The organism is Bradyrhizobium genosp. L, from assembly GCF_015624485.1.
Lineage (GTDB): Bacteria > Pseudomonadota > Alphaproteobacteria > Rhizobiales > Xanthobacteraceae > Bradyrhizobium.
Window position 1 is genome coordinate 3,959,473 of the sequence record NZ_CP061378.1, and the last position, 20,319, is coordinate 3,979,791.

Here is a 20,319-nt window from a genome sequence, read left to right on the forward strand (position 1 = left end):
TTATTCGGTGCAATTGGAGACGACTGGAACCTGGCTAGTAGACGTCCTGCTGGAACCGGCCCTTCTTCTTCAGATCGGCGACGAAGCTGATCGCCTCGTCGGTCGAGCGCGCGCCGAACTGGGCGACGATATCGACCATCGCCCGCTCGACGTCCTTCGCCATCCGCTTGGCGTCGCCGCAGATATAGACGTTGGCGCCTTCCGCGAGCCAGGTCCACAGCTCGCGGCCGACCTCGCGCATGCGATCCTGCACATAGAATTTCTTCTCGCCGTCGCGCGACCAGGCGAGCGACAGCCGCGTCAGCAAGCCCGCCGTCTTCATCGCGTTGAGCTCGTCGGCATAGAAGAAATCGCAGTCCGAGCGCTGATGGCCGAAGAACAGCCAGTTCTTGCCCTGCGCACCGGTGGCCCGGCGATCGAGCAGGAAGGCGCGGAACGGCGCGATGCCGGTGCCCGGCCCGATCATGATGATCGGCGTCTTCGAGTCCTGCGGCAGCGCGAAGCCGTGCGCCTTCTGCACGTAGACCCTGACCTCATCGCCCGGATTGATCCGCTCGGCGAGGAAGGTCGAGGCCAGTCCCAGGCGCTTGCGCTTGTTGACGACATAGCGGACGCAATCGACCGTCAGCGACAATTTCCCCGGCGTCGCGTTGTGCGACGACGAGATCGAGTAGAGCCGCGGCTGCAGCGGCTCCAGCGCCTCGACGAATGCCTCCGGATGCGGCCGCACCTTGGGGAATTTCTGCAGCGCGGCCATAACGTCGAGCGTTGCGGCGTCGCCATCGGGATCCTCGCCTTGCGCCAGCGCCCGCGCCTTCTCGCGCAGTGCGCCGCCGGTCAGATACGACACCAGCTCGAACAGCGTGTCGGGCGCCGGCGATAGCGAGACGTCATCCTGCAGCACCTCGCGCAGCGTCTTGCCGCGGACTTCCGTCGTATGCGAGGCGCCGAGCAGCGCGATCACCTGGTCGACCAGACCGAGATCGTTGCGCGCGAAGATGCCGAAGGAATCGCCGACCACATAGTCCAGGCCGCATGGATCGAGATCGAACTCGAAATGCCAGGTCTCCTTCTCCGATCCCTTCTTGTTGAGCTGCCGACGTGACAGGAATTTCGCCGCCACCGGATTGTCGCGCGAGCGGCCGGCTTCAGCCGCCGGCGCCGCTGCCGCGACCGGTTCGGCTTCAGCAGGCGCCGCGGCCGAAGCTGGCGCCTTGTCGAGCTCCTCGTAGAGCGACTTCAGCATCCGCGCGGTGTCCTTGCCGCCAGGGACGCAGAGGTTGAGCCGCGCTTCGCTCTTGCCGGCGATCGCTTCCGAATAGTCCTGGCAATTGTAGCCGCACTGGCCGCAATCCTGCTGCGCCATCGCCGCCATCATCCGCCGCCTGAGCGGCCGGCCTTCGGCGAGCTTCATGCGGTCAGCGATCGGCATGGTCTGGTCGTGCCACGGCGCCTCGCCGTCGTCGCCATCGCCATCGCCGGCCGCCTGCATGATACCGGCGCCCTGCTCCGATGACAGCGGCGTCGGCGCGTCCGACAACAGTCCGGCGAAGAAGCCGTTGAGCCAGGAGCGTTGCGCCTCCGAGAATGGCGCGCTGTCCGGAATGATCTCGAGCTTGGGCGGAGGGGTGATCTGGTTCATGCCAAAACCTCGGCGTCGGCGAGCTTGCGCAGCGCTTCGCCGTCATGGCGGCGCGCAAAGCTGAGGAAGGACTCTTCGGTGGACGTGCGATGGGCGAGATAGGCCTTCAGCAGCCGCTCGACCGCCTGCGGCGCGTCCTCGGCCTTGAGGTCGTGAAACACCTCCTGCCCGACCACGGCATTGGCGCCAAAGCCGCCGCCCGCGAACAGATGATAGCCCTCGACCGTGTCGCCATCGTCGTTGACGGGCACGCGCGCGCCGATCAGCCCGATGTCGCTGATATAGTGCTGGGCGCAGGAATGATGGCAGCCGGTCAAATGGATGTTGACCGGCACGTCCATCGCCACCCGCGGCTCGCACCAGTCGCCGATCTCGCTGGCATGCCGTTTGGTGTTCGATGCCGCGAAACGGCAGCCGGCATTGCCGGTACAGGCGATCAGCCCGGCCTTGATCTGCGAAGCTTCGACCGCAAGCCCGATGCTCTTGATTGCGGCGACCGCGAGCTCGATGTTCTCGTCGCGCACGCCCGAGATCAACAGGTTCTGCCAGACCGTCAGGCGGATATCGCCATCGCCGAGATCGTGCGCGATCTTCGCGAGGCCCCGCATCTGCGTGCAGCTGACCTTGCCGAGCGGCAACGCGACGCCGATCCAGTTCAGCCCGGCCTGCTTCTGCTTGTGCACGCCGATATGCGCCATGCGATCGAACCCGGGCCGCGCCACCAGCGCATCCGCCGGCACGCGGGTGAACGGCTGCCCCAGCCGCTGCTCGACCAGCGCAAGGAATTTGTCGTGGCCCATGTCGTCGAGCACATATTTCAACCGCGCCTTGTTGCGGTTGGTGCGGTCACCGGTCTCGATGAAGATGCGCACGATGGCATCCGCAACGCTGGTCGCATCCGACGGCTTGACGATGATGTCGGAGTACTTTGCGAAATCCCTGTGCCCGGTGATGCCGCCGACGCCGAGCCTGAACCAGACGCCGGGTTCGATGCCGAAGCCGTCCTTGACCTCGACCGCGGTGAAGGCGATGTCGTTGGTCTCCTCCAGCACCGCGATCGCGCCGGCGCCGTCGAAGGCGACGTTGAACTTGCGCGGCAGGCCGTACAGCGAGCGGTCGTTGAGGATGTGGTGGTGCCACTCCCGCGCATAGGGCCTGGTGTCGAGCAGTTCCTGCGGATCGATGCCGGCGGTCGGTGTGCCCGTGACGTTGCGGATGTTGTCGGCGCCGGAGCCGCGCGAGCTCAAACCCAGATCCTGAATGCCCTCGATCAGCGCCACCGCATGCTTCGGCGGAATTTCGCGCACCTGGAGATTGGCGCGCGTGGTGACGTGGCAATACGGCCCGCACAGCTCCTCGGTGAGATCGGCGAGATCGGCGAATTGCCAATGCTTCAGGATCCCGTTCGGGATGCGCAGCCGGCACATGTAGGAGTCCTGCGCCGGCGCGACATAGAACAGCCCGAAATAGCGCCAGCGGAAATTGTCCGCCGGCGTCGGGGCTGCGTTGTCGCGCGCCTGCTGCCTGAGCCGCGGATACGCATCGAACGGATGCTCCTCGCGCTTGAACTTCTCCTGGTCGGCGAGTTTCTTGCCCGACGCGGTGACCTTGTCCTGCGCCTTGAGATGGATGGCGTCGGGGCCGACCGGCTCGGCGCTCGCCTTGCTCGCACCACCACCAAGGCCGCGGCCGACGCGGCTGATCTGCAGGCCGGTGGTGAAACCTTCCAGATAGCGCTTCTGCTCGTCGGAGAAGTCGACTGAGAGCGGCTCGATTTTCATGACTGAGACGAAGCTCCTGCGGCCACCCTGCGGGTGGATTCAACGAAACGGGGTGACCGCTGAGGGATCGGATCCGGCGGCTCCCGCCGGTTCGTCCCCAAAACGGCCCGGACAGCCTCGTTGCTGCGGAAATCCATCTTGGACATTGCCAGCCGCCTTCGGCGACGGCTGGCTGCACTGCAACATTCAAGTCGCGTGCCAGTCCGATACGGAAGCAATATCTCGATATTTCAGTGAGTTACGAAAATGCGCGAAACCGACCGATCCGCCGGCCGTCTTGGTTTCTGGGCATCCCGCTCAGAAAATGAGCGAATGGCGTTCGCTGCCTAGAAAAGCATCGCGCCGGCTCACGGCTTCCAACGGCCGATCTTGAAGGCCGCCAGATGACCCGGAACGTCCTGCGGATCGAACGGCGGACCGGCAAAGGCGCCGATCGCGTGGGAGACGCCTGCGGGACGGCCCGAGGCGGCGTCGTAGAGGTCCGGTCGGAACACGGCCATGGCGGCCTTCAGCGCCTCCGGCTTGAACGGCGTCTGGCCCCAGCGGACCATCTGGGCGTACAGCCAGGCCGCCTGCGCCGGATCGGGCCGCGCCGCCGCCTCGCGCCCGACCAGCAAATACCGGTTGCTCTCCCGCATGGTGCCGTCGGGCGAGATCTTCAGCCTGCCATCGAGCGTGCGCTGGATGACGCCGGCATCGACCCCGATGCGTTCGGGCGAGCTGAGGATGCGCGCCACCTCGCCCCGGTTCTCCGGTTGCTCGATGAACTCGGCGGCGTGCAGATGCGCACGCAGCAGCGCCGCCACCACATCCGGATGCTTCTCCGACCAGGCCTGTCGCACCGCCAGCACCTTCTCGACCGCGCTGAGCAGGATGTCAGCGACGAAATGAAGGATGTGACCGATGCCGAGATCGACCGCGATCGAATTCCAGGGCGCGCCGACGCAGAAGGCGTCGATATGCCCATTGGCGAGGCTGTCCACCATGTAGGGCGGCGGCAGCACCACGAGCTGGACGTCCTCGTCGGGATCGACACCGCCGGCGGCCATCCAGAACCGCAGCTGATAATTGTGGGTCGAGAACGGGAAGGTCATGCCGAAGGTCAGCGGCTCCGCCCCGCTCTTCTTTCGTTTCGCCACCACGCGCGCCAGTGCGCGCGAGGTCGCCATCGGATCGAAACGGTCGCCGTCGATCTCCTCCATCAACGCCGCATGCAGCGCCGGCGACACCGTGATGGCGTTGCCGTTGAGCCCGAGATTGAACGGCGCTGCGATCGGCACCTTGACGTGGCCAAGCCCGAGGTGTGAGGCGATCGCCACCGGCGCCAACAGATGCGCGGCATCGAACAGGCCGATATTGAGCTTGTCGCGGACGTTCGACCACGACACCTCCCGCACCAAGGTGACGTCGAGCCCTTCGGCCGCGGCAAATCCCTTGTCGACCGCGACGATCAGCGCGGCGGCGTCGACCAGCGGAATGAACCCGATGCTCAGGGATGAGGTCATTTCAACAGCTCCGACGCGGTCAGGATCGATTGCGCGATCTCCCCGATCTTTTTCTTCTCGCGCATCGCGGTCGAGCGCATCAGCACATAGGCTTCTTCCTCCGTCAGCCCCTTCAGCTTCATCAGAATGCCCTTGGCGCGGTCGATCACCTTGCGCTCCTCCAGCGCATGCTTGGTGCGGTCGAGCTCGTCCTGCAGCTTGGAGAAGGCGTTGAAGCGGGAGACGCAGAGGTCGAGGATCGGCTTGATCCGCTCCTTCTTCAGCCCGTCGACGATGTAGGCGGAGACGCCGGCATCGACCGAGGCCTGGATCGAGGCGGCATCGCTTTGGTCGACGAACATCGCGATCGGCCGGCGCACGGCCCGGCTGACCTGGAACATTTGTTCCAGCACGTCGCGGCTGGGGTTCTCGAGATCGATGACGATGATCTCGGGGTCGAGCGCATAGATCCGCGAGAGCAGGCTCTGCATCTCGCTGATATGGACGACATCGGTGTAGCCGGCCTCGCGCAGTCCCTCCTCGAGGATGGCCGCGCGGATCGGGCTCTCGTCGACGATGACGATCTTGGGGGACGTTTCAGCGCTCATCGACGACTCGTAAAACCCGGCAACGCATCCATAACACGCCGAAGCGGTGCGGAAAGGGTTGTAATTCTCGGCAATTGGGACTAGCTCCTGCCCATCCATCAGGCAGATTCAGATATGCAAGAGGCCGCCGCGCCGAAAGTGAGCTTTGTGTCCTTGGGATGCCCCAAGGCCTTGGTCGATTCCGAGCGCATCATCACCCGGCTGCGCGCGGAAGGCTATGAGCTCGCGCGCAAGCATGACGGCGCCGACATCGTCATCGTCAACACCTGCGGCTTCCTCGACAGCGCCAAGCAGGAATCGCTCGCCGCGATCGGCGAGGCCATGGCCGAAAACGGCAAGGTCATCGTCACCGGCTGCATGGGGGCCGAGCCCGAGCAGATCGAGACCGCCTACCCCGGCGTGCTCTCGATCACGGGTCCGCAGCAATATGAGAGCGTGCTCGATGCCGTGCACCGCGCGCTGCCGCCGGCGCACAATCCGCATCTCGATCTGGTACCGCCGCAGGGCGTCAAGCTGACCCCGCGGCACTACGCTTACTTGAAGATTTCCGAAGGCTGCAACAACCGCTGCAGCTTCTGCATCATCCCGAAGCTGCGCGGCGATCTGGTGTCGCGCCCGGCCAACGACGTGCTGCGCGAGGCCGAGCGGCTGGTGAAGGCCGGCGTCAAGGAATTGCTCGTCATCTCGCAGGATACGTCGGCCTATGGCGTCGACCTGAAATATGCCGAAAGTCCCTGGCAGGACCGCGCCGTCCGCGCCAAATTCTTCGACCTCGCGAAAGAGCTCGGCGAACTCGGCGCCTGGGTCCGGCTGCAATACGTCTACCCCTACCCGCATGTCGACGAGGTCATCGGGTTGATGACCGAGGGCAAGGTGCTGCCCTATCTCGACATCCCCTTCCAGCATGCGAGCCCCGACGTGCTGCGCGCGATGAAGCGCCCGGCAGCGCAGGAGAAGACGTTGGGGCGGATCCAGAAGTGGCGCGAGCAGTGTCCTGACTTGACCCTGCGCTCGACCTTCATCGTCGGCTTCCCCGGCGAGACCGATGCCGATTTCGCCTATCTGCTGGACTGGCTCGAGGACGCCCAGATCGACCGTCTCGGCTGCTTCAAATACGAGCCGGTCGCGGGTGCTGCGTCGAATGCAATCGGCAACGCGGTGCCCGGCGAGGTCAAGCAGGAGCGCTGGAATGCGCTGATGGCGCGGCAGCAGAAGATTTCGGCCAAGCGCCTGAAGCGCAAGGTCGGCACCCGCCAGCAGGTGATCATCGACGAGGTCGGGCCGACGGTGGCAAAGGGGCGCTCAAAGGCCGACGCGCCCGAGATCGACGGTGCCGTCTATCTCTCCAGCCGCCGTCCGCTCAAGGTCGGCGAGATCGTCACCGCGAAGATCGAACGCGCCGATCAGTACGATCTACACGGTAGTGTCGCGGGGTTTTAGTACCATCCTGGCTCGCGACACATGGGGGAGCGGACGTGGATAGCGGTACAGCGGCGGTTCTCGGGTCACTAATTGGCAGTACGACCGGCGTCGCAACGATGTTGCTGGGCGAGTATCTTCGAAATAGACGACGTACTCGCTTGGACGGAATACGCAAAGTTACTTTGCAAAAACTGCTGCAGAACCCAAAGTTTGAGTGGCGCAAACTGTCTACTCTCTCCAATTCGATTGGGTTGGACGAAGACGAGACCGTTGAAATGCTCCTTGAGATTGGCGCACGAAAGAACCCCCTCAAGGGCAGCGTGACGTGGGGTCTAGTTTCCCGGCATCCGTGGCCAGACGAAGTCGAGGAGGCCGAAAGCTAGGGTGTCCGGGGTTGGCGCTTGACATTGCCGGCTCTCAGGCTGTATGCCCACGCGCCATGAAGCTGAACCGGACCAACCGCCGCGCCATCTGCCAGCGTCGTACCAACGACGATGAGGGGCCGCGCCGTGTCCGACGCCAGCGCTGATTAAGTAGATCAGCCCAGGTTTTCGAGAAGGCCGCGCCCCCAAGCGCGGCCTTCTCGCTTTTCGGCCCACCTTTATCCCCCACACCACCAGAGGAGATCGACATGACCAACGCCACCCATCCGTTCGACGCGCTGATGGACATCACCGCCCGTCCCGAGGTCGTGTTCGTGCGCGGCGCCGGCTCGTACCTCTGGGACGACAACCGCAACCGCTATCTCGATTTCGTGCAGGGCTGGGCCGTCAATCCGCTGGGTCATGCGCCGACCGCGGTTGCCGACGCGCTGGCCGCGCAGGCCAAACGGCTGCTGACGCCGAGCCCCGCGTTCTACAACGATCAGAGCCTGAAGCTCGCGAAGATGCTGGTCGACAACAGCTGCTTCGACCAGGTGTTCTTCGCCAACTCGGGCGCAGAGGCCAATGAGGGCGCGATCAAGCTCGCGCGCAAATTCGGTGCGAAGTACAAGAACGGCGCGCATGAGATCATCACCTTCGAAGGCGGCTTCCACGGCCGCACGCTCGCGACGATGTCGGCGTCGGGCAAGAAGGCATTCGAGCCGTTGTTCGAACCCAAGGTGCCCGGCTTCAGAAAGGCAAAGCTGAACGACATCGAGTCGGTGCGAAAGCTGATCACATCGTCGACCGTCGCCGTGATGCTGGAGCCGGTCCAGGGCGAAGCCGGCGTGTGGCCCGCGACCGACGCCTTCCTGCAGGAGCTGCGCGCGCTGACCCAGCAGCGCGGCCTGCTGCTGATCGTGGACGAGATCCAGACCGGCATCGGCCGGACCGGAAAACTGTTCGGCTACCAGCATGCCGGGATCGAACCCGACATTATGACGCTCGGTAAGGGCATCGGCGGCGGCGTGCCGCTTGCGGCGCTGCTCGCGACCGAGCACGCCGCGTGCTTCGAACACGGCGACCAGGGCGGCACCTTCAACGGCAATCCGTTGATGTGCGCCGCAGGCATTGCCGTGCTTGAGCAGATCGCGCAGGCCGATTTCCTGAGTTCGGTTGTCGACACCGGCCTCTATCTGGAGAGCGAGTTGCAGCGGTTGTCGGCGCGGCATGGGCTGGGCGGCATCCGGGGCCGCGGGCTGTTGCTCGCGCTCGACCTCAAGATGCCGATCGGCGCCGCCGTCGTCGCCGAGGCCTTTGCCGCCGGCGTGCTGGTCAACTCGCCGCAGCCGGACACGCTGCGCTTGATGCCGGCGCTCAACGTCGCGCGCGAGGAGATCGCTGAGATGACCGATTGCCTGGATACGGTGCTGACGAAGGTCGGCGCGGCGCGGCGGGTAGCGTAGCTCTTACAGCAATCGTCATTGCGAGGAGCGAAGCGACGAAGCAATCCATCGGTCCCCGCGTGGACAGATGGATTGCTTCGCTTCGCTCGCAATGACGGGGAGACTACGGCCGCAAGATCGCCGCGCCCGTGGTCGCCCGGCTCTCCAGGTCGATATGCGCCTTCGCGACGTCCTTCAGCGCATAAGCGTGATTGATCGGGACATGCAGCTTGCCGTTGATCACGGCGGCGAACAGCGTGTCGGCGCCTTCGAGCAGCTCCTTGCGGGTGCCGACATAATCGTTGAGCTTCGGCCGGGTCGCAAACAGCGAGCCGTGGTTGTTGAGCTCGGCGAGCGGGAATGGCGGCACCGGACCGGAGGCGTTGCCGAACGAGACGAACAGGCCGCGCGGCCGAAGGCACGACAGCGATCCCGGGAAGGTGGTCTTGCCGACGCCGTCATAGACGACGTCGCAAAGCTCGCCGCGGCTGATTTGTTTGACGCGCTCGACGAAATTCTCCTCGTTGTAGAGGATGACGTGGTCGCAGCCGTTGGCGAGCGCGATGTCGGCCTTGGCCTTGGAGCCGACGGTGCCGATGACATGCGCGCCGAGCGCCCGCGCCCATTGGCAGGCGAGCAACCCGATGCCGCCGGCCGCGGCGTGGATCAGCACGCGGTGGCCCTGCTCGACCTTGAAGGTCTTGTGCAGGAGATACCAGACCGTCAGGCCCTTGAGCATCAGCACGGCGCCCTGCTCATAGGTGATGTGGTCGGGCAGTTTGACCAGCTTGTCGGCGGGGATGACGCGCTCGGAGGCGTAGCCGCCGAGATTGTAGTAATAGGCGACGCGGTCGCCGGGATGGAAATTGGTCACGCCCGGGCCGACCGCCAAGACCTCACCCGCGGCCTCGTTGCCGGCGATGAACGGCAGGCCGGGCGCCTTGTACAGGCCGGTGCGGAAATAGACGTCGATGAAGTTCAGCCCGACCGCGTGCTGGCGGATGCGAACCTCGCCCGCGCCGGGCGCGCCGACCTCGACGTCCTCATAGGTCAGGACTTCCGGGCCCCCTACCTTGTGCACCCGCACGGCCTTGGTCATGTCAGTCCCTCCCCTTAAGGTTCTCGCGTGACGCGAGCGAATGCCATCGCGGCCGGCTTGTCAACCAAGCGGCTCGGAACCCGGCTATCCCGTAGCCTTCTTGCGGTTGCGCCGCGCCAGCACGTTGAACATCTCGACGGCGGCCGAGAACGCGATCGCGAAATAGATGTAGCCGCGCGGGATGTGGAAGCTGAAGCCGTCGGCGACCAGCGCGACGCCGATCAAGACCAGGAACGCCAGCGCCAGCATCTTGGTGGTCGGGTGCTCCGCGACGAACCGCGCCACCGGCCCGGACGAGATGTACATGATCGCGCAGGCGATCACGACCGCCGCGATCATGATCTCGATATGTTGCGCCATGCCGATCGCGGTGATGATCGAATCCAGCGAGAACACCAGGTCGATGACGATGATCTGCACGATCACCCAGAAGAACGCGCTCGGGTTCGGCTTGGCGTCCTCGTCGGCATCGCGCGCCTCGACCTCGCCGTGGATCTCGTGGGTCGCCTTCGCGATCAGGAACAGGCCGCCGCCGATCAGGATGATGTCGCGCCAGGACAGCGCGATGTTCTTGACCGTGATCACCGGCTCGGTCAGCCCGATCAGCCAGACCAGGATCGACAGCAGCACGATGCGGAACACCAGCGCCAGCGCCAGCCCGATTTGCCGGGCCCGCTTGGCCTGCGCCGGCGGAATCCGCGACACCAGCACCGACAGGAAGATCACATTGTCGATGCCGAGCACGATCTCGAGCGCGGTCAGTGTCAGCAGCGCCGCCCAGGCTTCCGGGCTCGCGATCAATTCCGTCATGCTCGAAAGGCTCTCATCCGGCGGATCAAGGTATCGCTGCCGATGATGTAGGCGGCGATGGCGCAGAGTCCGAAAGTGACTGCGGGCCCGACCAGGAAGTCATGCGCCAGCGTGTACATGCCGAGCAGTGTCCACGCCGCGAGCAGCCACAGCGTCAGCCAGCGCAGCCGCACCACGCGGAACGGGTGCAGCACATGGAACGGCGCGAAGGTCAGCGCGATCAGCGCTGCGACCACGATGGTCGACAGCACCGGCGGCAGATGCAGCAAGAACAGGTAGAACGCCGCCGCATTCCACAGCGCCGGGAAGCCGCGGAAATGATTGTCGTCGGATTTCATGCGGCGGTCGGCGAAATACAGCGCGCTGGACACCACGATGCCGATACCGAGGACCGGCGCGGCCAGCGGCAGCAGCATGCCGCTAGCGGTGATCGCATAGGCCGGCACGAACACGTAGGTGACGAAATCGACGACGAGGTCGAGCACCTCGCCGGACCAGTTCGGCTGCAACCGCACCACGTCAAGCCGGCGCGCCAAGGGCCCGTCGATGCCGTCGATGATCAGCGCGACCCCGAGCCAGGCGAACATGTTGGCCCAGTGCTCGCGCACCGCTTCCAGCATAGCCAGCAGCGCCACGCCGGCGCCAAGCGCCGTGAAGATGTGAACGGAAAATGCGGCGGTCCGCATCCGTTCCGGCAAGGCATCCGGCTGGCTGGTATGGTCCATTTGGCAGCAGTGCTATCAGGAATCGCTGCCCTTTGCATATCCGCCATTGCGGCGTTCCGCCGCGCAATTCGCCGGACACATTTGAAGGTGAAGGATGCTTGAAAATGCAGCCAACAATGTCAATTGTCGCGGGATGAACGACACCTTGCAGGATTATGACGTTATCGTCATAGGCGGCGGTCCCGCCGGGCTGACCGCCGCGATTGCGCTTTGCGACGCCGGCGCGCGAACCGCGCTTTTGGCGCGCCGCGCACCCTATGCCGATAACCGGACCACCGCGCTGCTCGGGGCTTCCACCGACCTGTTGGAACGGCTCGACGTCTGGCGGCATTGTGCCGACAGAGCGGCGCCGCTCAAGACCATGCGGCTGGTCGACGACACGCCCCGCCTGATACGCGCCCCCGAGGTGCGGTTCTCGGCTGAGGAGATCGGGCGCGAGCAGTTCGGCTTCAACATCGACAATCGTTCGCTGGTCGCGGCGCTCGAGGAGTGCGCCGGCGTGCGCTCGACGCTGACGCGATTCGACGACGAGGCGGCCGCCGTGCTTCCCGATGAGGCCGCGGTCATTGTCACGACGCGGCAGGGCCAGTCCCTGTCGGCCCGGCTCGTGGTCGGCGCCGACGGACGCAATTCGCTGTGCCGCGCGGCCGCCGGCATCGAAACTGTCAGCCGCGTGCTCGGTCAGTCCGCCCTCACCTTCAACCTCGCGCACACCCGGCCGCACAAGAATATCTCAACGGAGTTTCACACCGAGCATGGCCCCTGCGTGTTCGTGCCGCTTCACGGCAACCGAAGCAGCGTGGTCTGGGTCTCGACGCCGAAGGAAGCCGAGCGGCTGATGGCGCTCGGCGACGACGAATTGTCCGATGCGGCGGAGAAGCAGTCCCACTCCATCCTCGGCCGCGTCACCGTCGAGCCCGGCCGTCACGTGTTTCCCCTTGCGATCGAACGGCCCCGGCACTTCGCGCAGAACCGCATCGCACTGGTCGGGGAATCCGCCCACGTGCTGCCGCCGATCGGCGCGCAGGGTCTCAACATGGGGCTGCGCGACGCTGCCGATATCGCCGAGATCGCAGGGCAAGCCATCGCGCGCGGCGAGGATCCGGGGGCACCACCGGTGCTGTCGCGCTACCAGGCGGCACGGCGTCCTGATGTCAGCAGCCGGACGTTCGCGATCGATATCGCCAACCGTTCGCTGCTCAGCGACCTCGTGGGCGTGCAGACGGCACGCGCCGCCGGCCTGCATCTGATCGGCGCGATCGGCCCGCTGCGGCGGCTTGCGATGCGCGAGGGCCTGGCGCCGTCGTGGCGGCGCTAACCTCTCAAGGAAACACCAGCCGCCCGGTCTGCAGCAGCCACATCACGCCGGTCAACGTGATCACGGAAGCGAAGGTGCCGATCAGCACCGCGACCGAGGCCGGCTCGATCCAGGTGTTGTTCTGCCGTGCGATCACGAACACGTTCAGCGCCGGCGGCAGCGAGGCCATCAGCACCGCGGTCGCCGCCCACGGTTGCGCGAACGGGCCGAACAGCAGCATCAGGCCGAACGCCAGCAGCGGATGGATCAAAAGCTTGATCGCGATCACGCCGGGCACTTCCCACGGCACCCGCTGGAACGGCCGCAGCGCCACCGTGACGCCGAGCACGAACAGCGCCATCGGCGCCGCCGCGTTCTCCAGGAACTGGATGGTGCGGTCGAGCGCGACCGGCAGCGGAATGTGCAGCGCGGCGACCAGCGCGCCGAACACCGCCGACATGATCAGCGGGTTCTGCACGATCTGCCGTGCCACCACGCCGAGCGCATGCAGCAGCGAGAGATGGTCGCGATCGGTCAGCTCGATTAGCAGCGGCACGATCGAGAACAGGAAGATGCTGTCGCAGCAAAAGATCAGCGCGGTCGGCGCCGCCGCCTTGGCACCGAGCACGGCCAGCGCCAGCCCCGGCCCCATATAGCCGATATTGCCGTAGGCGCCGGACAGCCCCGCAAGCGTCGCCTCGCGCAGCGACAGCCGGCCCATCAGTCTGCCGGTGAGCATCGCCAGGAAGAACGCGGTCACGGTTCCAAGCGTGGTCGCGATCAGGAACGGCGGATTGTTCAGCTCCGCAAAAGGTGTCTTCGACATGATGCCGAACAGCAGCGCCGGCAGCGACACGTAGAGCAAGAAAAAGTTCATCCAGGCGAGCCCGCTCTCGGGCAGCCCCTTCACCTTGCCGCAGATATAGCCGATGAAGATCAGACCGAAATACGGCAGCGCCAAATTGAGGATATCAAGCATTCTGAAAGTGATTTCTCGGCCGTATTCCGGACGCAGTTGACCGGCTAGAATCGGTAAACCGCGGGTTAATTCGCCACCCTGCCCCTAGCATCGGCCACGCCGATGGTCTATCGACGGAACATGATCAAAGCGCGCACCGCCAAGTTTCAGATAGGGCAGATCGTCCGTCACCGGGTGTTCTCGTTCCGTGGCGTGATCTTCGACATCGATCCGGAATTCAACAACACCGAGGAGTGGTGGCTGTCGATTCCCGAGAACATCCGGCCGCACAAGGATCAGCCGTTCTACCACCTGCTCGCGGAGAACTCGGAGACCGAGTACGTCGCCTATGTCTCCGAGCAGAACCTGTTGCCCGACGAGTCCGGCGAGCCGATCCGACACTCCCAGGTGGCCGAGATCTTCGTGAAGGACAAGTCGGGCGGTTACCGTCCGCGCAATCCGTCGCTGAACTGAACGGCGGCTCACACGCCTTCCCGCGCGCCCAGCGACGCCGCGATCGCCCAGACCACGAACCCCGCCAGCGCCAGTCCCGCACCGACCAGGCCGGTCGACGTCCAGCCATAACCCGCGGCAACCGCCATGCCGCCGAGCCACGGCCCGAGCGCATTGGCGGTGTTGAAGGCGGAATGGTTCAAGGAGGCGGCAAGGCTCTGCGCCTCGCCGGCCACGTCCATCAGCCGGGTCTGCAGCACCGTCGCGAGCGCACCGCCGAGCCCGATCAGGAACACGTCACCGATCAGCGTCCAGAAATTCGCAGCCGCCAGCGGATACAGCGCCAGCATCGCCGCCGACCACAGCAACAGTCCGCCGGCCGTCCTCATCAGCGCGCGGTCGGCGAAACGCGGCACGATGATGTTGCCGGCGGTCAACCCGATGCCGAACACGCAGAGCGCCACCGGCACCAGCGCCGGCGAGGTGTGCGTCACCGCCATCATGGTTGAGGCCAGATAAGTGTAGACCGAGAACATCCCGCCAAAGCCGACGGCGCCAATCGCCAGCGTCAGCCAGACGTGCTTGCGGCCGAGCGCGGACAGCTCGCGCAACGGGCTCGCGCCGGTATTGGCGGCGTCGCGCGGCGCGAAGATCGCAACGAGAATGGCGGTCAACAGCGCAAGCGCGGCGACGATCGCGAACGCCCAGCGCCAGCCGATCGCCTGCCCGACCCCGTTGGCGAGCGGGACACCGATCGTCGTCGCGATGGTCAGGCCGAGCAGCACGCGGCCGACGGCTGCGGTGCGCTTGTCGACCGGGACGAGCGAGGCCGCGACCAGCATCGCGATGCCGAAATAGGCGCCGTGCGGCAAACCCGCGAGGAAGCGCAGCGCCAGCATGGTGTGATAATCAGGCGCGAGGCCAGAGAGGCCGTTCATCAGCGCGAAGAAGCCCATCAGCGCGATCAAGAGCGTGCGCCGCGCGACACGCGCCGACAGCACGGCGATGACGGGCGCACCGACGACGACGCCGAGCGCGTAGGCACTGATGGCATGGCCGGCCGCGGGTTCGCTGACCCCGAGGTCGTGCGCAAAGAACGGCAGCAGGCTCATGGTGGCGAATTCGGCGATGCCGATGGCAAAGCCGCCCATCGCCAGCGCGAAATGCACGACACCGGGATGAAATGCCCCGGCAGCATTGTCCTGCGTCACACGGCCGCCGGTATCGAGCGACGGGCGGCGAGCCGGCTGCTGCGACGACTGAGGGACCGGTTCCCGATGCTGCGTGTTCAGGCGCTGGGACATCAAGCGGATTCCATGGCTGCGATCGGCGGCCAGGGTTCGCGAGACACGCAATTGCACGCATTCGCGCATCGAAGGCGCGTGTCGCGCGCTTTCGCCTGACCTCCCGAATGGGTTCTGTGATTGTGCTTCGACGCCAAGGCGCCCGGATAAGGCAGCGCCGATACGCGATGCGCGATCGAACCGCCCTATAGAAACTTTCGCACACGCAGCATGGGATCACCAGCGCCGCAACTTGCCATCAGCCAGCCCGCCATCGCATGGCGGCGGGGGTTGAATCCGGCGCGGGCTCACACCTCTGCTGCGATTCTCCCGGAACAAAAAAGGCGCCCTCACGGGCGCCTTCGATGTTGATGCTGTTCCGCCGCTCGCGCTTACTTGGCGGCCGGGTTGGCCGGAGCCGCCGGCGCCGCGCCACCCTGGCCGGCCGCTTCGAGCTTCTTGCGCTGCTCTTCGGCGCGCTTCTGCAATTCTTCCTGCAGCTTCTTCGAGTTTTCCTCGAACTGCTTCGGATCGGTCGGCGGGCCGTCATAGGCCTTTGCGAACTCGCCGTTGAGCGGCAGCGGCAGGGTCAGCGGCGCGCCATTGGCGTTGATCGCCTGAACCACGAGGTTCTGGCCCTTCTTCAGATTGTTGATCAGCTCGGGGGTCGCCTCATAGTCCGACATGCAGCCGTTCTGGAAGCAGATCACATAGGGCGACTGCATCGGCGGGTTGTTGTCGACGATGATGCGGGTGCCGTGGACGAGCTGCATGCCGAGCGGCAGCGTCACGCGGAGAATCTTCTTCGGCTCGCCTTCCGGCTCGATGATCACGGCGGCAATCACCGGTTGACCGGATTCGATGCGGCCGTCCTTGCCGGTGAAGCAAACCTGCTTGGCATTGGCTTCCTGGCCCTTCAGGCAGAACTTGGTCCAGGGCGCGTAGATCAGCTGGATCTGCTGATCCTGTGCAGGCGGCTGCCCAGCCGCGGCGGCCGGAGCGCCGGCGGCCGGCGGAGCCGCTGCCGGAGGAGCGGCCTGCTGGGCGGCCGGTGCCGGCGCCCTCGGAGCTGCCTTCGGTGCCGCCCTGGGCGCAGCCTTCGGGGCCGCAGGCGCGGGCTGCTGGGCCTGCGCAGCAGGAACCAGGAGCGCTGCGGACAGGGCCGTCGCCGCCATCAGGGCGGTAACCCGCCCACGCGGCCGGACCGGAGCGGCCAAGGTACGGAAATTCATTGCGGAAAACCCTTTCTGAACGGCAGCGCCCGAAACCGCTGCAGGCGCCGACACATAGCCGTTTGGGCGGCTGTCTCCTAGTCAATTGAGGCGGATACGTGACAGGCATTTCCGCCCGTTCAATTGCCCGCCTTCAATACAGCGGCGCGCGGAAAGATCAATGGTGGCAAGCAGGTTTGCGCGCATCTCGCGGCGAGTTGTGGCCGCCTGTGATAAAGCTCTCGTGTGACGTTTCGCGAATCAAATCCGGCGCCTCACGCAACCGTTGCAGCGCGGCTCGGACGCCGCGCGATGGCCTGCCTGTCGCTCGCGCTTGCGCTGATGGCAACGGGAAGCGCCCCTGCGGCGGCGGCCGAGAGTTACGCTATCGCCATGCACGGCGACCCGGCGCTGCCGCCCGACTTTACCCACCTGCCCTACGCCAATCCCGACGCCCCCAAGGGCGGCCGCCTGGTGCAGAGCCCCCGCGAAGGCACCTTCGACAGCCTCAATCCCCTGATCGTCAGGGGCCTCGCCGTGCAGCAGCTCCGCGGCTACGCCTATGAACGCGGCTATGTCTATGAAAGCCTGATGGTTCGCAACAATGACGAGCCCTTCACCCTGTACGGCCTGCTGGCCCGCAGCGTCGAGACTGACGACGCGAGGGACTACGTCACCTTCCGCATCGATCCGCGTGCGCGGTTCTCCGACGGGCAGCCGGTCACCGCCGACGACGTGGTGTTCTCGCTGACGCTGTTGCGCGACCACGGCCGTCCGCTGCATCACCAGTATTATTCGAAAGTCGCAAAGACCGAGGTGCTCGACCCGCTGACGGTGCGGTTCGATTTCGGCGGCGTGGCGGATCGCGAATTGCCGCTGATCCTCGGCCTGATGCCGGTCCTGCCGCGTCATGCCACCGACGTCGCCAAATTCGAGGAGACGACAATGACGCCGCCGATCGGCTCCGGCCCGTACCGGGTGGCGGCGGTCAACCCCGGCACCAGCGTGACCTTCACCCGCAATCCCGATTACTGGGGGCGCGACCTGCCGGTGAACCGCGGCATGTGGAATTTCGACGAGATCAGGCTCGATTACTACCGCGACGCCAACAGCCAGTTCGAGGCCTTCAAGCGCGGCCTCTACGACTTCCGGACCGAGCCCGAGCCGCTGCGCTGGCACGACGGCTACGACTTCCCGGCGGCGACAAGCGGCGAGGTGATCCGCGATACCATCAAGCTCGGCACGCCCTACCCGTCCGAATTCCTGGTGTTCAACACCCGCCGGCCGAAATTCGCCGATGTCAGGGTGCGCCAGGCGCTGTCGATGCTGTTCGATTTCGAATGGATCAACCGCAATTACTATTTCGGTCTCTATTCGCGCGCCGGCGGCTTTTTTGCCGGCTCGGAATTGTCGGCCTACGGCCGTCCCGCCGACGATCGCGAGCGCGATCTGCTCAAGCCGTATCTGTCGCATATCCCGCCCGACATCCTCGAGGGCCGCTATCGCCTGCCCGTCACCGACGGCTCGGGGCGCGACCGTACCGTGCTGCGTGACGCGCTGAAGCTGCTGTCGGACGCCGGCTACGCGCTCGACGGCACGGCGCTGAAGCAGCGTTCGACCGGAACGCCGCTCACCATCGAGATCCTGCTGACCACGCGCGAGCATGAACGCATCGCGCTCGCCTATCAGCGCGACCTCAAGCGCGCCGGGATCGACGCCACGGTGCGGGTGGTCGACGCCGTGCAGTTCGAGCAGCGCCGGCTCGGCTACGATTTCGACATGATCCCCAACCGCTGGGACCAGTCGCTGTCTCCCGGCAATGAGCAGGCTTTCTACTGGGGCAGCCAGGGCGCCGACGTCCCGGGCACCCGCAACTACATGGGCGCCAAGGACCCGGCCATCGATGCCATGATCGCGGCGCTGCTCAGGGCGCGGCAGCGGCCGGAATTCGTCTCGGCGGTGTGGGCGCTGGATCGTGCGCTGATGTCGGGCTTCTACGCTATCCCCCTCTTTAATGCGGGAGAGCAATGGATCGCACGCTGGAATCGGATAGAACGACCATCGACCGATGCGCTGTCGGGCTACCTGCCGGAGACCTGGTGGCAGAAGCCCGGCGCGCAGTCCCAGTAGTTGATCGAAGCGAGCCACCCGATCCCGGCAATGCAAGCGAAATTGACCCCGTGAACCAGCCGATCTCCTCGCCCACGCTCGATACCCTGTTCAAGCGGATCCTGGCGCGGCAACCGGATGCGCTGGCGCTGGTCGACCCGTTCAACAAGCAGCGCATCACCGGGCAGACCCGCAAGCGCCTGACCTACGCGCAGGCCGACCGCGCAATTGGCGCGATCGCGGCCCATTTCGTCGAGAGCGGATTGCCGGCCAATTCGGTGATCGCCGTCCAGTTGCCCACGACCGTCGAATTCGCGCTGACCATCCTGGCCGCGCATCGGGTCGGACTGGTGGTGCTGCCGCTGCCGCTGTTGTGGCGGCAGGCCGAACTGACCTCCGCGCTGAACCGCACCGCGGCGCGGGCGATCGTCACCTGCGGCCGGATCGACGGCGTCTCCTATGCCGACGTCGCGATGAATGCCGCCGCGGAAGCCTTCTCGATCCGCCATGTGTTCGGCTTCGGCGATGATCTGCCGGAAGGCATGGCCTCGCTCGATCAGGCGATCCTGCAGGACTCACGGACACAGCGCTCGGTGATCCAGGACGGCCGCAAGGCGGCCCTGATCTCCTTCGACGTCACCAGCGACGGCTTTCGTCCCGTCCCCCGCGCGCATTTCAGCCTGATCGCGGGCGGGCTCGCGATGTCGTTCGAGAGCGACATCGCGCAAGGCGCCACCATCATGTCGGCGTTCGCGCCGATGTCGTTTGCCGGCCTCTGCGCCTCGCTGGTGGTTTGGCTATTGTCCGGCGGCACCTTGGTGCTGCATCACCCGTTCGACGAAGAGACGTTCGAGACCCAGTTCAGGGATCATGAGTGCGACACGCTGTTCGCGCCCGCACAGCTCGCCCTGCGGCTCGACGAACGCGGGCTGTCGGAGCGGCTGCCGAGCCTGCACAGGGCCGTCGGCCTCTGGCGGACGCCGGAACAGGTCGCCTCCAGCGCAGCCTGGAGCTCGCAACGGGCGTCCCTGACCGACGTCTATCTGTTCGGCGAGGCCGGCCTGTTCAGCGCGCGCCGCACCAGCGAGGATGGATCGCCGGCGGCGATCAAGCCGGGTCCGCATGGCGCATCGCGGGATATCCCGGGTGCGGCCGTCGCCGGCGAGATCCTGCTTACGCCAAAGGGTACGCTGGCGCTGCGCGGCCCGATGGTTCCGGTCGCCGCCTATGCACCACCGCCGCCGCCGGGCGACAGCATGATCGCGCCGCCGCCGCGGGATTACGTTGATACCGAATATGCCGCGCGGGCCGACCGCGCGACGGGCGCCATCAGCATCACCGCACCGCCGTCGGGGGTCATGACGGTCGGCGGCTACCGCTTCCTTGCGCAGGAGTTGCAGGAGTGGTCGCGGCGGCTGGGCCAGGGCGCGTTGCTCACGGCCTTGCCTGACCGGCTCAGCGGCCACCGGCTCGCCGGACGCGCCCAGGACAATGCCCGGGCTCGCGACGCGCTGACGGAACTCGGGCTTAACCCCTTGATGGTCGAAGCGTTTCGCGACCGCGCTGGCGCCTTGGGTTAAACTCTTATCATTGCATTAGTCTTAGCATTGCGTTGACGCTGCATTAAGCC

General features: G+C 65.7%; 16 protein-coding genes. 6 read left to right on the forward strand and 10 right to left on the reverse strand.

Annotation, left to right across the window (positions count from 1 at the left end; genetic code table 11):
• Positions 1–34: 34 nt before the first annotated feature.
• The 4 genes from IC762_RS18655 to IC762_RS18670 form a co-directional block, all read right to left on the reverse strand.
• Positions 35–1,642 carry a sulfite reductase subunit alpha gene (locus IC762_RS18655; RefSeq protein ID WP_195783732.1) on the reverse strand — a complete coding sequence of 536 codons (1,608 nt, stop codon included), beginning with the start codon at positions 1,640–1,642 and terminating at the stop codon, positions 35–37.
• Complete coding sequence (locus IC762_RS18660; protein WP_195783733.1) at positions 1,639–3,423, reverse strand: NirA family protein; 1,785 nt, start codon at positions 3,421–3,423, stop codon at positions 1,639–1,641. Before IC762_RS18660 ends, IC762_RS18655 begins: the two co-directional genes overlap by 4 nt.
• Positions 3,424–3,770: 347 nt before the next feature.
• Positions 3,771–4,928: a CmpA/NrtA family ABC transporter substrate-binding protein gene (locus tag IC762_RS18665; RefSeq protein ID WP_195783734.1), complete on the reverse strand. Its 1,158-nt coding sequence runs from the start codon at positions 4,926–4,928 to the stop codon at positions 3,771–3,773.
• Positions 4,925–5,515: an ANTAR domain-containing response regulator gene (locus IC762_RS18670; protein WP_195783735.1), complete on the reverse strand. Its 591-nt coding sequence runs from the start codon at positions 5,513–5,515 to the stop codon at positions 4,925–4,927. The genes IC762_RS18665 and IC762_RS18670 overlap by 4 nt, the downstream gene beginning before the upstream one ends.
• A gap of 114 nt (positions 5,516–5,629) precedes the next feature.
• Between IC762_RS18670 and rimO the strand changes: the two genes are divergently transcribed.
• Together rimO and IC762_RS18680 are read left to right on the forward strand one after the other, a co-directional pair.
• Positions 5,630–6,955 carry a 30S ribosomal protein S12 methylthiotransferase RimO gene (gene rimO / locus IC762_RS18675; protein ID WP_195783736.1) on the forward strand — a complete coding sequence of 442 codons (1,326 nt, stop codon included), beginning with the start codon at positions 5,630–5,632 and terminating at the stop codon, positions 6,953–6,955.
• 613 nt (positions 6,956–7,568) lie between these two features.
• On the forward strand, positions 7,569–8,765 hold the full coding sequence (locus IC762_RS18680) for an acetylornithine transaminase (RefSeq protein ID WP_195783737.1): 1,197 nt from the start codon (positions 7,569–7,571) through the stop codon (positions 8,763–8,765).
• A gap of 103 nt (positions 8,766–8,868) precedes the next feature.
• Here the strand turns inward: IC762_RS18680 and IC762_RS18685 are convergent, their stop codons facing one another.
• From IC762_RS18685 to pcsA, 3 genes are all read right to left on the reverse strand, one after another.
• A complete protein-coding gene (locus IC762_RS18685) occupies positions 8,869–9,843 on the reverse strand; it encodes a quinone oxidoreductase family protein (RefSeq protein WP_195783738.1) in 975 nt (324 codons plus the stop codon).
• Between the two features lie 84 nt (positions 9,844–9,927).
• The gene (locus tag IC762_RS18690; protein ID WP_195783739.1) at positions 9,928–10,653 is read right to left on the reverse strand and encodes a TerC family protein; all 726 of its coding nucleotides are present in this window, start codon (positions 10,651–10,653) and stop codon (positions 9,928–9,930) included.
• Positions 10,650–11,378: a phosphatidylcholine synthase gene (gene pcsA / locus IC762_RS18695; protein WP_195783740.1), complete on the reverse strand. Its 729-nt coding sequence runs from the start codon at positions 11,376–11,378 to the stop codon at positions 10,650–10,652. The genes IC762_RS18690 and pcsA overlap by 4 nt, the downstream gene beginning before the upstream one ends.
• Before the next feature lie 133 nt (positions 11,379–11,511).
• Here pcsA and IC762_RS18700 point away from each other — a divergent pair, with 133 nt between their 5' ends.
• Positions 11,512–12,696 (forward strand): UbiH/UbiF family hydroxylase, encoded by a 1,185-nt coding sequence (locus IC762_RS18700; protein WP_195790187.1) that lies wholly within the window; start codon positions 11,512–11,514, stop codon positions 12,694–12,696.
• A 4-nt stretch (positions 12,697–12,700) separates the two neighbouring features.
• On the opposite strand, the gene IC762_RS18705 is transcribed toward IC762_RS18700, so the two are convergent.
• Complete coding sequence (locus IC762_RS18705) at positions 12,701–13,654, reverse strand: AEC family transporter (protein WP_195783741.1); 954 nt, start codon at positions 13,652–13,654, stop codon at positions 12,701–12,703.
• Between the two features lie 120 nt (positions 13,655–13,774).
• Here IC762_RS18705 and hspQ point away from each other — a divergent pair, with 120 nt between their 5' ends.
• Positions 13,775–14,107: a heat shock protein HspQ gene (gene hspQ, locus IC762_RS18710; protein ID WP_195783742.1), complete on the forward strand. Its 333-nt coding sequence runs from the start codon at positions 13,775–13,777 to the stop codon at positions 14,105–14,107.
• Positions 14,108–14,115: 8 nt separating this feature from the next.
• Here the strand turns inward: hspQ and IC762_RS18715 are convergent, their stop codons facing one another.
• Together IC762_RS18715 and IC762_RS18720 are read right to left on the reverse strand one after the other, a co-directional pair.
• Positions 14,116–15,390 carry an MFS transporter gene (locus IC762_RS18715; protein ID WP_195783743.1) on the reverse strand — a complete coding sequence of 425 codons (1,275 nt, stop codon included), beginning with the start codon at positions 15,388–15,390 and terminating at the stop codon, positions 14,116–14,118.
• A 371-nt stretch (positions 15,391–15,761) separates the two neighbouring features.
• Positions 15,762–16,601, reverse strand: a complete 840-nt coding sequence (locus tag IC762_RS18720) for an invasion associated locus B family protein (RefSeq protein WP_195783744.1) — start codon at positions 16,599–16,601, stop codon at positions 15,762–15,764.
• 291 nt (positions 16,602–16,892) lie between these two features.
• Here IC762_RS18720 and IC762_RS18725 point away from each other — a divergent pair, with 291 nt between their 5' ends.
• Both IC762_RS18725 and IC762_RS18730 read left to right on the forward strand, forming a co-directional pair.
• The gene (locus IC762_RS18725) at positions 16,893–18,710 is read left to right on the forward strand and encodes an extracellular solute-binding protein (protein WP_246801083.1); all 1,818 of its coding nucleotides are present in this window, start codon (positions 16,893–16,895) and stop codon (positions 18,708–18,710) included.
• Positions 18,711–18,760: 50 nt separating this feature from the next.
• The gene (locus IC762_RS18730) at positions 18,761–20,269 is read left to right on the forward strand and encodes a class I adenylate-forming enzyme family protein (RefSeq protein WP_195783745.1); all 1,509 of its coding nucleotides are present in this window, start codon (positions 18,761–18,763) and stop codon (positions 20,267–20,269) included.
• The last annotated feature ends 50 nt before the right edge of the window (positions 20,270–20,319 follow it).

What these genes read in the sequence shown, in the direction of transcription:
- IC762_RS18655 (WP_195783732.1), bottom strand. Translation starts at nt 1,642, where the DNA reads ATGAACCAGATCACCCCTCCGCCCAAGCTCGAGATCATTCCGGACAGC.
- IC762_RS18660 (WP_195783733.1), bottom strand. Translation starts at nt 3,423, where the DNA reads ATGAAAATCGAGCCGCTCTCAGTCGACTTCTCCGACGAGCAGAAGCGC.
- IC762_RS18665 (WP_195783734.1), bottom strand. Translation starts at nt 4,928, where the DNA reads ATGACCTCATCCCTGAGCATCGGGTTCATTCCGCTGGTCGACGCCGCC.
- IC762_RS18670 (WP_195783735.1), bottom strand. Translation starts at nt 5,515, where the DNA reads ATGAGCGCTGAAACGTCCCCCAAGATCGTCATCGTCGACGAGAGCCCG.
- rimO (WP_195783736.1), top strand. Translation starts at nt 5,630, where the DNA reads ATGCAAGAGGCCGCCGCGCCGAAAGTGAGCTTTGTGTCCTTGGGATGC.
- IC762_RS18680 (WP_195783737.1), top strand. Translation starts at nt 7,569, where the DNA reads ATGACCAACGCCACCCATCCGTTCGACGCGCTGATGGACATCACCGCC.
- IC762_RS18685 (WP_195783738.1), bottom strand. Translation starts at nt 9,843, where the DNA reads ATGACCAAGGCCGTGCGGGTGCACAAGGTAGGGGGCCCGGAAGTCCTG.
- IC762_RS18690 (WP_195783739.1), bottom strand. Translation starts at nt 10,653, where the DNA reads ATGACGGAATTGATCGCGAGCCCGGAAGCCTGGGCGGCGCTGCTGACA.
- pcsA (WP_195783740.1), bottom strand. Translation starts at nt 11,378, where the DNA reads ATGGACCATACCAGCCAGCCGGATGCCTTGCCGGAACGGATGCGGACC.
- IC762_RS18700 (WP_195790187.1), top strand. Translation starts at nt 11,512, where the DNA reads ATGAACGACACCTTGCAGGATTATGACGTTATCGTCATAGGCGGCGGT.
- IC762_RS18705 (WP_195783741.1), bottom strand. Translation starts at nt 13,654, where the DNA reads ATGCTTGATATCCTCAATTTGGCGCTGCCGTATTTCGGTCTGATCTTC.
- hspQ (WP_195783742.1), top strand. Translation starts at nt 13,775, where the DNA reads ATGATCAAAGCGCGCACCGCCAAGTTTCAGATAGGGCAGATCGTCCGT.
- IC762_RS18715 (WP_195783743.1), bottom strand. Translation starts at nt 15,390, where the DNA reads ATGTCCCAGCGCCTGAACACGCAGCATCGGGAACCGGTCCCTCAGTCG.
- IC762_RS18720 (WP_195783744.1), bottom strand. Translation starts at nt 16,601, where the DNA reads ATGAATTTCCGTACCTTGGCCGCTCCGGTCCGGCCGCGTGGGCGGGTT.
- IC762_RS18725 (WP_246801083.1), top strand. Translation starts at nt 16,893, where the DNA reads ATGGCCTGCCTGTCGCTCGCGCTTGCGCTGATGGCAACGGGAAGCGCC.